This is a genomic window from Amycolatopsis sp. Hca4, assembly GCF_013364075.1.
Classification (GTDB): domain Bacteria; phylum Actinomycetota; class Actinomycetes; order Mycobacteriales; family Pseudonocardiaceae; genus Amycolatopsis.
This window is the reverse complement of sequence record NZ_CP054925.1, coordinates 606,866-619,437: the sequence shown is the minus strand read 5'-3', so window position 1 is coordinate 619,437 and position 12,572 is coordinate 606,866. Positions and strand designations below refer to the sequence as shown.

Below are 12,572 nucleotides of genomic sequence, written 5' to 3'. Positions count from 1 at the left end.
ACATGACCACCCCCGACCAGGCCGCGGTGCTCGTCGACCCCGACGAGCACCGCGGCGGGACCGGCACGGCCCGGTTCGTCCTCACCAAGATCGCCGAAGCGGTGATCAGCATCGTGCTGGTGATCGTGCTGTTCTTCTTCCTGTTCCGGATGCTGCCCGGCGACCCGGTCGCGGCGATGACCCGCGACCACCCCACCAGCCCCCAGCAGATCGCCGAACTGCGCGAGAAGATGGGCGTCGACAAGCCCGTCTTCGTCCAGTTCGGCAGCTACCTGTGGGACCTGCTGCACGGCGACCTCGGCGAATCCCGCCTGCTCAACAACGGCCGCCCGGTCGCCGACATGATCGGCGAACGGCTCTGGCCGACCATCCTGCTCGTCGGCAGCGCCACCCTGCTCGCCGTCGTCATCGGCCTGTGGCTGGGCATCCGCGCCGGCTGGCGCCGCGACAGCTTCTTCGACCGCAGCCAGACCGGGCTCGCGCTGACGCTGTGGTCGGTCCCGCAGTTCTGGCTCGGCCTGATGCTGCTCGTGGCGACCAACGGCCTGTTCCCCAGCCGCGGCATGCACTCACCGGACGCCGCACCGGACTTCCTGTCCCAGACCCTCGACGTCCTGCACCACCTGGTGCTGCCGTGCGTGACGCTGCTGGCCGTGTTCTACGCCCAGTACATGCTGATCATGCGGTCGTCGCTGCTGGGGGAGATGGACGCCGACTACCTCACCACCGCCCGCGCCAAGGGCCTGCGCGACGACCTCGTCCGCCGCCGCCACGCCGTCCCCAACGCCCTGCTGCCGACCACCACGCTGGTGTTCATGCAGTTCGGCTCGGTGCTGGCCGGCGCGGTCACCGTCGAAGCCGTGTTCAGCTGGCCCGGGCTCGGCCAGCTGATCTACGACGCCCTGCACGGGCCCGACCTGCCGGTGCTGCAGGGCGTGTTCACCGTGCTGACCGGCGCCGTCGTGCTGATGAACCTGCTCGCGGAACTGCTCTACCGCGTGCTCGACCCCAGGGTGCGTGCCTCATGACCACCGCCGAGACACCCCGGCGCATCGCCTGGGCCCGCCGCCGCGCCGCACTGGCCGGGTCCTGGCGGGAGTTCGCCCGCCAACGCGGCGCACTCGCCGGGCTCATCGTCCTCGGTGCCACCGTGCTCGTCGCCTCCTCCTGCCGCTCATCAGCGACGAGACCGGCCTCGACGTCACCAAGGCCACCGGGCAGCCGCTGTCCCCGCCCAGCGGCGAGTTCTGGCTCGGCACCGAAAACTTCGGCCGCTCGGTGCTGCTGATGACCGTGTGGGGCACCCGGATCTCCCTGCTCGTCGGGTTCTCCGCGGCGCTGCTGTCGGTGGTCATCGGCACCCTGATCGGCGTCACCGCCGCCCACTTCGGCGGCTGGGTGTCGGCGACCCTGCTGCGGTTCACCGACTTCTTCCTGGTGCTGCCCTCGCTGATCCTCGCCATTGCGCTCTCGGCCGTGCTGCCCAAGGGCGTCGGCACGATCATCATCGCCATCGGCCTCACCGCCTGGCCCGGGACCGCCCGGCTCGTCCGGTCCCAGACCCTGACCATCGAGAGCCGGTCCTACATCGAGCGCGCCCACGCCCTCGGCGGCGGCCACCTGCACATCATCGGACGGCACGTCCTCCCCGGCGTGATGCCGCTGGTGCTGGCCAACACCACCCTCGTCGTCGGCAACGCCGTCATCGCCGACGCGACCCTGTCCTTTCTCGGCGTCGGCGACCCCAACTCCATCACCTGGGGCCTGGTGCTGGAAACCGCACTCAACAACGGCGCCATCAGCCGCGGCGCCTGGTGGAACGTCCTTCCGCCCGGCATCGCCATCGTCCTCGTCGTCCTCAGCTTCACCCTGGTCGGCCGGGGCCTGGAGACCGTGTTCAACCCGAGGTTGAAGAAGTGACCACCCCACTGCTGCAGCTCACCGACCTGAACGTCACCTACGCGGTGGGGGACACCGCTGTCCCCGCCGTCCGCGGCGTCGACCTCACCCTCGACCCCGGCGGCACCCTCGGCGTGGCCGGCGAATCCGGCTCCGGCAAGTCCACCGTCGCCATGAGCGTGCTGCGGCTGCTGCCGCGCACAGCCGAGATCACCGGCGAAATCCGCCTCGACGGCGAAGACGTCACCACCATGAAGTGGGGCCGGCTGCGCGCGGTCCGCTGGGCCGAGGCGTCCGTGGTGTTCCAGGGCGCCATGCACGCGCTCAACCCGGTCCGCCGGATCGGCGCCCAGATCGCCGAACCGCTGCGGCTGCACCCGCCCGCCGGCAAACCGCTCACCGACGCCGAAGTCGACACCCGCGTCGCCGAGCTGCTCACCCAGGTCGACCTGCCCCCGAGCCGCGCCGGCGCCTACCCCACGAGCTGTCCGGCGGGCAGAAGCAGCGCGTCATGATCGCCATGGCGCTGGCCTGCTCGCCCCGGCTGATCATCGCCGACGAACCGACCACCGCCCTCGACGTCATCGTCCAGGCCCAGGTCCTCGCCCTGCTCTCGCGGCTGGTCGCCGAGCAGCACATCGGCCTGATCATGATCAGCCACGACCTGTCCGTGCTCGCCGACACCTGCGACCGCATCGCCGTCATGTACGACGGGCGGATCGTCGAAGAAGGCCCGAGTGCCGAGGTGATGGGCTCGCCCCGCCACGAGCACACGCGGGCGCTGGCCGCGGCGTTCCCGACCGTCGGCGACCCGGTGTCCCGCTTCGCGCCGGCCACCAGCAACCCGCTGCCGCCCGAGCCCCCGGAACGGGTGGCGGGCGAGCCGCTGCTGGCCGCGGAGAACCTGCGCGTGTCCTTCCGCGACCGCACCGGCAAGCGCATCGACGCCGTCGCCGGGGTCGACCTGACGGTGGCGCGCGACGAGATCGTCGCGCTGGTCGGCCAGTCCGGCTCCGGGAAGACGACACTGGCCCGCACGCTGCTCGGGCTGCAGAAGCCCGACTCCGGCGTGGTCCGCTACGCCGGCGAACCGGTGCCGACCGGCGGGGCGGGCCTCAAGGCCTACCGCCGCCGGGTCCAGCTCGTCCTGCAGGACCCGACGAGCGCGCTCAACCCGAGCCACACGGTGTACGAAGCCGTCGCCGAGGGACCGCGCATCCACCGGCTCGCCGACGAGCGCGCGGTCGTCCACCGGGCACTGGAAGCGGCCGAGCTGCGCCCGGCGGAGAAGTACGCCGACCGGCTGCCGCACCAGCTCTCCGGCGGCCAGCGCCAGCGCGTCGTCATCGCCGGGGCACTGGCGCTCGAACCGTCGGTGGTGGTGGCCGACGAGCCGGTCGCCTCGCTCGACGCGTCCGTGCGCGGCGAAATCCTCGCCCTGCTGCTGCGGCTGCGCCGCGAACTCGGCCTCGCCGCACTGGTGATCACCCACGACCTGGGCCTGGCCTGGAACATCGCCGACCGCGTCGCCGTGATGTACCGCGGCGAGCTGGTCGAGACCGGGACCGTCGAGCAGGTCCTGCTCGACCCGCAGCACCAGTACACGAAGTCGCTCCTGGCCGCCCTGCCCGGCGGCACCGCCCAGCGCCGCCCGGTCGAAACCTGATACTGCGGGAACTCCGCGCGAGCGCGGTGTGTAATCTCCGAACGGAAATGGCGACCACCACCGACCCCGCACAGACGCCCTCGACCGGACTGGCCGAGCGGCTCCGCGTGCCCTCGCGATTCCCCTACCGCACGATCGCGATGGGCACCGTCGGCAGCACCCTGCTGATGATCGCCGCGCTCGGTGCCGGCGGCATCCTGATCAAGGACCCGGTGCTCGGCCACGGCCCGCTCTCGTGGGTCCGCTACGGCCACGGGCGCATGCTCGCCAACGCCGTCCTCTACACCGGCTTCGGCATGGTCGTGTGGGCGTGGGTCCGGCTCGGCCGCTACGTGCTGGCCGGCCGCATCGGCAGCCGCCCCATCCTGGTCGCCGCGGGGTGCTGGATGGCGCCGCTGCTGGTGTCGCCGCCGCTGTTCACCCGCGACGTGTTCTCCTACCTCGGCCAGGGCGCCCAGCTGCTCTACGGGCTCGACCCGTACGCCAACGGCCCGGCCGAGCTCGACGTGCTGCCGAACGTGGTGCAGAACGTCCACCCGCTCTGGCAGACCACCCCGGCCCCGTACGGGCCGCTGTTCCTGCTGATCTCCAAGGGCGTGGTCGCCACCACCGGCGACAACATGATCCTCGGCGTCATCCTGATGCGCGTCGTGCTGCTCGTCGGCCTGGCCGGGACGCTGTGGGCGCTCCCGCGGCTGGTCAAGCACCTCGGCGGCAAGCTCCCGGTCGCGCTGTGGCTCGCGGTGGCCAGCCCGATGATGGTGATCCACCTCTTCGGCGGCCCGCACAACGACCTGATGATGCTCGCGTTCCTCACCATCGGCGTCCTCGCCGCCCTGGAACGCAAGCACGTGCTCGCGATCGTCCTGGTCACCATCGGCATGCTGATCAAGCCCACCGCGGCGATCGCGCTGCCGTTCCTGGTCTGGATCTGGGCCAACCACCTCACGGGCGAGTCGAAGGTCCGCAACTTCCTGCGCGCCGGCGCGGCTTCGGTGGGCCTGTTCCTGCCGGTGTTCGTCGCGGGCACGTGGATCTCCCTCGGCTCCCTCAACCTCGGCTGGTGGTCGGGCCTGAAGGCCCCCCAGCTGATCGCGAACTGGCTGAACATCCCGACCGGCATCGGCGAGGTGTTCTACAACCTGGTCCACCTGATCGTCGACGTCCAGGTGTCCCCGTTCGTGACGGTCGCCCGCGCGGCGGGCATGCTCCTGCTGATCGCCATCGGCATCCGCCAGTGGTGGCTCGCCCGCGGCGGCGGCACGGAAGCGGTGTACCGGGCCGGCATTTCGCTGCTGGCGGTGGCGATCCTCATGCCGCCGACCCTGCCGTGGTACCTGACCTGGGGTTTCGTCCTGCTCTCGGCGTTCAAGTGGCAGCCGCGGCACCTCGCGCTGGTGGTGGCGGTGTCGGTGTTCGTGACGCTGGTGTACTACCCGACGGGCGAGCAGGCCCTGTACGACTGGTGGTTCATCATCCTGGTGGTGCTGGCCAGCCTGTACTCGGCGGCGTCCCTGCTGCGGCCGGACCCGCTGGGCATCATCGACGCCTGGCGCCGGCCGGAGAAGTTCCTCCGCGACTAGCTCCCCGCCCACCCGCTCCACGTGTGCACCTCGGTGACCACCACCGCGTGCTCCGGCGGCCGCTCGGCGTACTGCGCGTACTTCGCCACCAGCCACGACACCGGCTCCGCACCCGGCGGCTCCACCCGTGCCGACCCGTCCGCCCGTGCCCACCACAGCCGGGACCAGTCCTCGTCGTAGCCGTCCGCGAGGAAGCACACCGACGGGTTCTCCGCGATGTTCGCCAGCCGCCGCAGGGCCATCGAGGACTTCGGCTTGTGGTCCACCGCGAACACCACCACGTCCCCGCGCACCGCGAACGTCACCGGCACCAGGTGCGGCACACCCGAAGCCGACACCGTCGCCAGCCGGGCGACCCGCGCCCCGGCGAACCGGGCGCGGGCCTCCTCCGGCGGCAACCTCACGTCAACGCGGGGGAGTCGAAGGTCAGCGTCCCCAGGTCCGCGTCCAGCGTCACCGGGACACCCAGCGGCAACGTCGGCGACGACGCCACGTGCCCGAACCCGAACTCCTCCACCACCGGCACCCCCAGCGGCCCCAGCCGCTCCAGCAGCAGCGCCCGCACCTCCGCCGGGTCACCGCACGCCGCCCACGAGCCGAGGACGATCCCGCGGACCCCGGCGAACCAGCCGCTGCGCAGCAGCTGCGTCAGCATCCGGTCCAGCCGGTACACGCTCTCCGTCACGTCCTCCAGCACCACGATCGCCTCCCGCGCCGACCCGTGCTCCGGGGTACCGATGCCCGCCGCCAGCAGCGACAGGTTGCCGCCCGTCAGCACCCCCGACGCGCGGCCCGGCACCAGCGCCGAACCGCCGCGGACCACGCGGGTGCGCTCCGGCTCGAACAGCGACCGTCGCAGGTGCTCGACCGCGAAGTCGTCGAACAGCACGCTCGCCGGCATCGGGGAGAACAAAGTGGACAGTCCGAGGTGGACGTCCACCGCCCGGTGCAACGCCGTGATGTCCGACGACCCGGCCAGCACCTTCGGGCCCGCCGCCCGCAACGCCGCCCAGTCCACCAAGTCCAGCATCCGCTGCACGCCGTAGCCGCCGCGGGCCGCCAGCACGCACCGCACCCCCGGGTCCAGCCACGCCTCGGTGAACTCCGCCGCCCGCGCCGCGTCCGGCGCCGACAGGTACGGCGGCGACCCCGGCGCGGCCTGCACGCACGGCCCGACCCGCACCTCGACGCCCCAGCCGCGCAGCACCGGCAGCGCCTTCTCCAGCAGGTCCGCCGGCACCGGACCGGCCGGCGCCACCAGGGCGAGCGTGTCGCCCGCCCGCAACCGCGGCGGCCTCACCGGGACAGCTCCAGCCGCGCCACACCCGGCGTCTCGAACCCGAACACCTGACCGTAGAAGGACAATTCGGCCTCCAGCGCCGCCACGATCGTCGATGCCTGCCGGAAACCGTGCTGCTCACCGGCGAACCGCTGGTAGGCGTGGGGGATCCCGCGCCCGGCCAGCCGGGCCACGAACCGGTCGGCCTGCTCCGGCGGGCAGATCCGGTCCTCCAGGCCCTGCTGGAACAGCACCGGTCCGGCCAGCCCGCCCACGTTCGCCAGCGGCGAACGGTCCCGGTACCGCGGCCGGGCTTCGGGCAGCGGGCCGATCAGCCCGTCGAGGTACCGGGACTCGAAGTCGTGCGTGTCGCCCTCGGTGCCGGTCCACCCGGCCAGGTCCAGCACCGGGTACATCACCGTGCCCGCCCGGTAGGTCTTCGTCGTCGTCAGCGACGCCGCCGCGGTGAACCCGCCCGCGCTGCCGCCCTTGATCCCCAGCCGCTCCCCGTCGGCCAGCCCGGCCGCCACCAGCGCCTCGGCCACCGCGACGCAGTCGGCGACGTCCACCACGCCCCACTGCTCCCGCAGCCGCTCCCGGTAGGCGCGCCCGAACCCGGTCGACCCGCCGTAGTTCACCGCCGCCACGGCGATGCCGCGGCTGGTGAAGTAGGCGATCTCCAGGTTCAGCGCGGCGAGGTGCTGCCCGGTCGGCCCGCCGTGGACGTCCACCAGCAGCGGCGGCAGCTCCCCGTCGGGCGCGGCGAACTCCGGGTTGCGCGGCAGGTACAGGACCACCGGCACGGCCTCGCCGTCCGCGGTGCTGAACACCCGTTCCTGCGGCTCCGGCAGGAAGTCCGCGGGCAGCTCCGGCTGCGGCGTCAGGTCCGTCACCACGCCGTCGAGGGACACCCGCACCACGGCGGACTCCCGGGCCGGGCCGCCCGCCACGCCCACGACCTCGCCGCCGGTCACCGCGAACCCCGTCGAAGACCACGCGGTCAGCTCGCCGGCCACCGGCGTCACCGAACCGTCCGCTTCGTCGAGGACCACCAGCCGTCCGGCGGACAGCACCGCGTGCCGCCCGCCGCCCAGCGGCGCGAACCAGCGCGACCCCGTCTTCCACAGCGGCCCGCCCAGCTCCTGTTCCACCGGAGCCAGGTTCACCACCGAGCCGTCCAGCCCCACCCGGTGCAGGTTCCACCAGCCGTCCGGGTCCGCCAGCGCCAGCAGCGTCGCCGGCGTCTCCCACTCGACCTGGCACACCGACACGTCCGGGCCGCCGGCCAGCACCCGGTGCGGCCCGAACCCGCCGTCCTCGACCGGCGCCACGCGCAACTCGGTGCCGTCCCACGGCATCCGCGGGTGGTCCCAGCCGAACCAGGCCGCGTGCCGCCCGTCCGGCGACAGCTGCGGCGCGGTCAGGAACCGGTGGCTCGCGGCCAGGACCCGCTCGCCGCCGCCGGCCACACCGATCGCGACCAGTTCGCGTTCGACGTCGGTGGGACGCGGCCCGGTGCTGCGCTCCCGCACGGCCCACACCTCACCCGGCAGGCCGGGGCGCAGGTCGCCGTAGCGGACGCCCTGCGGCTCCGCGGGGGACGGCGTGATAGCCACCACGCCGATTTCGCTCTGCGCGTACACGCGCTGGTCGGCCCAGTGCGTGAACACCACGATCCCGTCGGCCACCGTCCACGGCCTGCCGCCGTACTCGTGCAGCCGGTTGCGGACGTTCCACGGGGCGGGCAGCACGTCCTCGGTACCGCCCGGCACGGCCCGGACCAGCGCGACCCGCCCCTGTTCACCGGGTCGCGCCTCCGCCCACCACACCTCGCCGGAGACGACGTCGAGCCACTGCGGGCCGCCGCCGGCGGCGGCCACCTCGGCGGCGGTGATGGGCGAGGACCAGGTTCCGTACGGGGAGATCCGAGACACCCCCCGAGGCTAGCGGCCCGCCAACGGTGGGGCGGCGGATGCCGATCATGCGCCCGTGGCCTAGGGTCGACAGTGCTATGTCTCGCGTAATCCACGTCTTCCGCCAGCCGGATCGGTTCGTCGCCGGCACCGTCGGCGAGCCCGGCGATCGCACGTTCTACCTCCAGGCGTCGGAGGACGTGCGCACCATCAGCGTGACCATCGAAAAGCAGCAGGTCGTCGTCCTCGCGGAACGGCTGAGCTCGCTGCTGGAGGAGGTCGCCAGCCGGTTCGGCGCCGACGTCCCCGACGACGCGCCCGAGGACCTCGTCGACCTCGACCCGCTCACCGTGCCGGTCGAGGAGGAGTTCCGCGTCGGCACCATGGGCCTCGGCTGGGACGCCGACAGCAGCGCGGTCGTCATCGAGCTGCTCGCCATCACCGAGGGCGAGGTCGACGAAACGGTCGTGCTCGACGACACCGAGGAAGGCCCGGACGCCGTCCGCGTCTTCCTCACCCCGGCCGCCGCCCGCGCCTTCGCCGAGCGGGCCGACCGCGTCGTCAACGCCGGCCGCAAGCCGTGCCCGCTGTGCGCCGAGCCGCTCGACCCGGCCGGGCACATCTGCCCCCGGCAGAACGGCTACCGGCGCGAGACCGACGCGGGCGAAGACTGACCATGACGCCTGACCCGGCCGACCCCACCGCCCGCGAACTCGTCACCCACGGCCGCATCGACGTCGAAGGCCGGCTGGTCGACGCCTCCAACGTCACGCTCTTCTGCGCCATCGAGCTCGACGGCGTCACCGGCCGGGTCGTCTACAAGCCGGTGTCGGGGGAGCGGCCGCTGTGGGACTTCCCCGACGGCACCCTGGCCGGGCGGGAGGTCGCCACCGCGATCATCGCCGACACCACCGGCATCGGCGCGATCCCGCCGACCGTGCTGCGCGACGGCCCGTTCGGCCCCGGCATGGTCCAGCTGTGGATCGAAACCACCGAAGACGACCTGGTGGAAGTCCTCTCGCCGGACGACGTCCCCGACGGCTGGCGTCCGGTGCTGAACGCACACGACCGGTTCGGCGAACCCGCGGTGCTGGCCCACGCCGACCACCCCGGCCTGCGCGAACTCGCCGTGCTCGACATCATCGCCAACAACACCGACCGCAAGGGCGGGCACCTCCTGCCCGGCGTCGACGGCCGCGTCTACGGCGTCGACCACGGCATCTGCCTGCACACCGACCCGAAGCTGCGGACCGTCCTGTGGGGCTGGATCGGCGAACCGGTGCCGCCGGACACCGTCGAGAAGCTGCGCAAGCTGCGGTCCGAAATCGACGGCGGCCTCGGCACGACCCTCGCCGAGCACATCACCAAGTTCGAGATCCGGGCACTGGCCGAGCGCACCGACGTGCTGCTCGCCGAGGGCATCTTCCCCGCACCGGGTGACGACTGGCGAGCCATCCCGTGGCCGCTCTTCTGATCGACGACGCAGCCCGCGCCCGGCTGGTCGGCCGCTTCGGTGCCGAGCTGGCCGAGCCGTGGTGCGACACGCTCCCCGACCTCGTCGCCCGCCTCACCGCCAAGTGGCAGCTCACGGTCCGCGAAGCGCGGCCGGGCAACACCGGCCGCACCCTGCTCTGCACCGGCCCCGGCGGTGACCCGCAGGTCCTGAAGCTCACGCCGGACCCCGAGGTGGCCCGGCTCGAGTTCGCCGGGTTGCGCGCGTGGGCCGGTTGCCGACGCGCGGTGCAAGTGCTGGACACCGATCTCGCCGCCGGGGCGATCCTGCTCGAAGGCCTCGTGCCGGGCACCGAACTGCGCGGCCGGCCGGTCCCGTGGCCGGAGATCGGCGCCCTGCTCACCGAGCTGCACGCGGTCGCACCCCCGCCGGGCCTGCCGCCCTTGACCGATCGCGTGACGTTCATGTTCGACATCACCGAGCGCACCGTCCCCGGCTCCGCGGCCGAACCGCACCTGCCACCCGAACTCCTGGCCCGCGCCCGCCACCGGGCCCTCGCCCTCGCCGAAGGCGGACCCGTGGCGGTCGTGCACGGCGATCTGCACCCCGGCAACGTCCTCGACGCCGGCCCCCGCCGCGGTGTGGTGGCCATCGATCCGCGTCCGAGCGTCGGGGACCCTGCCTTCGACCTCGCCGACTGGCTCTACCTGCCGCTGTCCGCCGGTGGCACGCTCGACGACGGCATCGAAGCGCTCCGGCCGCACCTGCCCGACCTCGACGCCGGCCGCGCTCGCGCGTGGTGCGCCGCGCTGGCTCCGCTGGCCGCCCACCCGCCCCTGCGCCGCGGTGCGCACACGCCGTTCACCGATGCCCTGCTGGAGATGGCGCGCTGACCGGCGTGGCATGACCGCCTCGAGCGGCCACGCGCACTAGGTTCCGGGGTCGTGCGCTCCCACTCCTATGACGACGTGCTCGCCGGCCCGCGCCGCAAGAAGGTGCCGGAGGTCCCCGCCGAACCCGGCCTGGTCGTCGAGGACCCGGCCAGCGGCTTCTGCGGTGCGGTGGTGAAGATCGAGTACGGCAATGTCGTGCTCGAAGACGCCAAAGGCCGCCACCGCGTCTTCCCGCTCGCGCCCGCCGGCTTCCTCCTGGAGGGCAAGCCGGTGACGCTGGTGCCGTACCGGGCCCCGGCGAAGGCGCCGGCGCGGCGGGTCTCGGCGTCCGGGTCGGTGCGGGTCGAAGGCCTGAAGGCCCGCGTCGCCCGCGACTCGCGCATCTGGGTCGAAGGCAAGCACGACGCCGAGCTGGTCGAACGCGTCTGGGGACACGACCTGCGCGTCGAAGGCGTGGTCGTCGAGCCGCTCGACGGCGTCGACGTGCTCGCCGACCGGATCGCCGAGTTCGGCACCGGCCCCGGCCGCCGGCTCGGTGTCCTGGTCGACCACCTGGTGCCCGGCAGCAAGGAGTCGCGGCTGGTCGAGGCGATCCGCGACGAGCACGTCCTGGTCACCGGTCACCCGTACATCGACGTGTGGGAGGCCGTGCGGCCCGGCGCGGTCGGGATCGAGGCGTGGCCGAAGATCCCGCGCGGGACCGAGTGGAAGCAGGGGATCTGCGCCGCGCTCGGCTGGGGGCAACCTTTCGAAGGCTGGCAGCGTGTGCTGAGCGGGGTGAGCAGTTTCCGCGACCTCGAGACCCCGCTCATCGGGGCCGTGGAGCGGCTCATCGACTTCGTCACCGAGCCGACGGAAGAGGGCTGAATGTCCGTTTTGTCCAAGGTCACGCCAAGGTCACTTCCCGTCACTGCGCCGGTGCGAACCGGCGCGATCTGAGAGCATGAAGCCATGTCATGGGCACTGGTCTGGTTGATCGTCGGCATCGCCCTGGTGATCGCCGAAGTCGTCTCCGGCGACTTCGTGCTGGTCATGCTGGGCGTGGCCGCGCTGTTCGGCGCGGGTGCCGAAGTGCTCACCGGGAACCTGGTCATCGACGTCGCGGTGTTCGCCGTCGCCTCCGTCGGCATGCTCCTGCTGGTCCGCCCCGCGCTCAAGCGGCGCCTGCTGGGCGGGCCGGTCCACCACACCGGCATCGACGCGCTGATCGGCGCCCGCGCCGTCGTCGTGTCCACAGTGGACGCCGAGACCGGGCAGGTGAAGCTGGGCGGGGACGTCTGGTCGGCCCGCAGCCTCGGCGAGCACCTCCCGCCCATCGCCCCCGGTACCCAGGTCACGGTCGTCGAGATCTCCGGCGCCACCGCCGTCGTGTCGGCCGAGCCGTGAGCCTCGGACTCGTCGTCGTCGGCGAAGGCCACGCCGCGGTGCTCGAACGCGGCGGGCGGTTCCGCGCCGTCCTCGGCCCCGGCCGCCACGTCGTGGTCCCGTTCGCCGACCGGGTCCGCGCCCGGTTCGACCTCGGCGAGCAGCTCCTGTCGGCCCCGCCCCGCCCGGTCGAAGCCGGCGACGGGCGGGAGGTCATGATCGGCTTCGAGGTCGTCTTCGCGATCACCGACCCGCGGCTGGCCACCTACGAGATCGCGAACCCGGCGCTGGCGATCGAACAGCTGACCCGCACCGCGCTGCGGCAGGAAGCCGGCCTGACCACGGCCGAGCGCGCCGTCACCGCCCCCGGCGACCTGCACCGTACAGTGTGGACGGTCCTGCACGACACCACCGGCCGCTGGGGCGTCACCACGAAGGAGCTGGAGCTCGCGGTGAGCCCGCCCGCGGCACCCGGAACGCCGTCAACCGCGCAAGAATGGTACTAGGTAAGGGGAAATTCT

The 12,572-nt window shown here is 72.8% G+C and carries 11 protein-coding genes and 2 pseudogenes; 10 read left to right on the top strand and 3 right to left on the bottom strand.

Annotation, left to right across the window (positions count from 1 at the left end; translation table 11 throughout):
- The first annotated feature begins 2 nt into the window (after positions 1 to 2).
- The 4 genes and pseudogenes from HUT10_RS02525 (at position 3) to mptB (ending at position 5,148) form a co-directional block, all read left to right on the top strand.
- Positions 3 to 1,028: an ABC transporter permease gene (locus HUT10_RS02525; RefSeq protein WP_176169683.1), complete on the top strand. Its 1,026-nt coding sequence runs from the start codon at positions 3 to 5 to the stop codon at positions 1,026 to 1,028.
- Positions 1,025 to 1,920, top strand: a pseudogene (locus tag HUT10_RS02520) (ABC transporter permease). Before HUT10_RS02525 ends, HUT10_RS02520 begins: the two are co-directional and overlap by 4 nt.
- Positions 1,917 to 3,565: pseudogene (gene nikE / locus HUT10_RS02515) on the top strand (nickel ABC transporter ATP-binding protein NikE). The pseudogenes HUT10_RS02520 and nikE overlap by 4 nt, the downstream one beginning before the upstream one ends.
- Positions 3,566 to 3,612: 47 nt before the next feature.
- Positions 3,613 to 5,148: a polyprenol phosphomannose-dependent alpha 1,6 mannosyltransferase MptB gene (gene mptB / locus HUT10_RS02510; protein ID WP_176169682.1), complete on the top strand. Its 1,536-nt coding sequence runs from the start codon at positions 3,613 to 3,615 to the stop codon at positions 5,146 to 5,148.
- Here mptB and HUT10_RS02505 read toward each other — a convergent pair.
- From HUT10_RS02505 to HUT10_RS02495, 3 genes are read right to left on the bottom strand one after another with little or no spacing between them, the layout of a single operon-like run.
- The gene (locus tag HUT10_RS02505; protein WP_176177633.1) at positions 5,145 to 5,546 is read right to left on the bottom strand and encodes a TIGR03668 family PPOX class F420-dependent oxidoreductase; all 402 of its coding nucleotides are present in this window, start codon (positions 5,544 to 5,546) and stop codon (positions 5,145 to 5,147) included. The genes mptB and HUT10_RS02505 overlap by 4 nt on opposite strands.
- Before the next feature lie 2 nt (positions 5,547 to 5,548).
- On the bottom strand, positions 5,549 to 6,448 hold the full coding sequence (locus HUT10_RS02500; protein ID WP_176169681.1) for an LD-carboxypeptidase: 900 nt from the start codon (positions 6,446 to 6,448) through the stop codon (positions 5,549 to 5,551).
- Entirely contained in the window at positions 6,445 to 8,361 is a 1,917-nt protein-coding gene (locus tag HUT10_RS02495; RefSeq protein ID WP_176169680.1) for a prolyl oligopeptidase family serine peptidase, read from the bottom strand. Before HUT10_RS02495 ends, HUT10_RS02500 begins: the two co-directional genes overlap by 4 nt.
- A gap of 77 nt (positions 8,362 to 8,438) precedes the next feature.
- Between HUT10_RS02495 and HUT10_RS02490 the strand changes: the two genes are divergently transcribed.
- The 6 genes from HUT10_RS02490 (at position 8,439) to HUT10_RS02465 (ending at position 12,557) form a co-directional block, all read left to right on the top strand.
- The gene (locus tag HUT10_RS02490) at positions 8,439 to 9,014 is read left to right on the top strand and encodes a DUF3090 domain-containing protein (RefSeq protein ID WP_176169679.1); all 576 of its coding nucleotides are present in this window, start codon (positions 8,439 to 8,441) and stop codon (positions 9,012 to 9,014) included.
- 2 nt (positions 9,015 to 9,016) lie between these two features.
- Entirely contained in the window at positions 9,017 to 9,814 is a 798-nt protein-coding gene (locus HUT10_RS02485; RefSeq protein WP_176169678.1) for an SCO1664 family protein, read from the top strand.
- Positions 9,799 to 10,686, top strand: a complete 888-nt coding sequence (locus HUT10_RS02480) for an aminoglycoside phosphotransferase family protein (RefSeq protein ID WP_176169677.1) — start codon at positions 9,799 to 9,801, stop codon at positions 10,684 to 10,686. Before HUT10_RS02485 ends, HUT10_RS02480 begins: the two co-directional genes overlap by 16 nt.
- A 51-nt stretch (positions 10,687 to 10,737) precedes the next feature.
- Positions 10,738 to 11,553 (top strand): DUF3097 domain-containing protein, encoded by an 816-nt coding sequence (locus HUT10_RS02475; protein ID WP_176169676.1) that lies wholly within the window; start codon positions 10,738 to 10,740, stop codon positions 11,551 to 11,553.
- Positions 11,554 to 11,637: 84 nt separating this feature from the next.
- Positions 11,638 to 12,072, top strand: coding sequence for an NfeD family protein (locus tag HUT10_RS02470; RefSeq protein WP_176169675.1), 435 nt, complete (start codon positions 11,638 to 11,640; stop codon positions 12,070 to 12,072).
- Positions 12,069 to 12,557, top strand: coding sequence for an SPFH domain-containing protein (locus HUT10_RS02465; RefSeq protein WP_176169674.1), 489 nt, complete (start codon positions 12,069 to 12,071; stop codon positions 12,555 to 12,557). The genes HUT10_RS02470 and HUT10_RS02465 overlap by 4 nt, the downstream gene beginning before the upstream one ends.
- Positions 12,558 to 12,572 lie beyond the last annotated feature (15 nt).

Excerpts from the sequence above, each read along its gene's own strand:
- HUT10_RS02470 (WP_176169675.1), top strand. The coding sequence starts at position 11,638 with ATGTCATGGGCACTGGTCTGGTTGATCGTCGGCATCGCCCTGGTGATC.
- HUT10_RS02525 (WP_176169683.1), top strand. The coding sequence starts at position 3 with ATGACCACCCCCGACCAGGCCGCGGTGCTCGTCGACCCCGACGAGCAC.
- HUT10_RS02490 (WP_176169679.1), top strand. The coding sequence starts at position 8,439 with ATGTCTCGCGTAATCCACGTCTTCCGCCAGCCGGATCGGTTCGTCGCC.
- HUT10_RS02485 (WP_176169678.1), top strand. The coding sequence starts at position 9,017 with ATGACGCCTGACCCGGCCGACCCCACCGCCCGCGAACTCGTCACCCAC.
- mptB (WP_176169682.1), top strand. The coding sequence starts at position 3,613 with ATGGCGACCACCACCGACCCCGCACAGACGCCCTCGACCGGACTGGCC.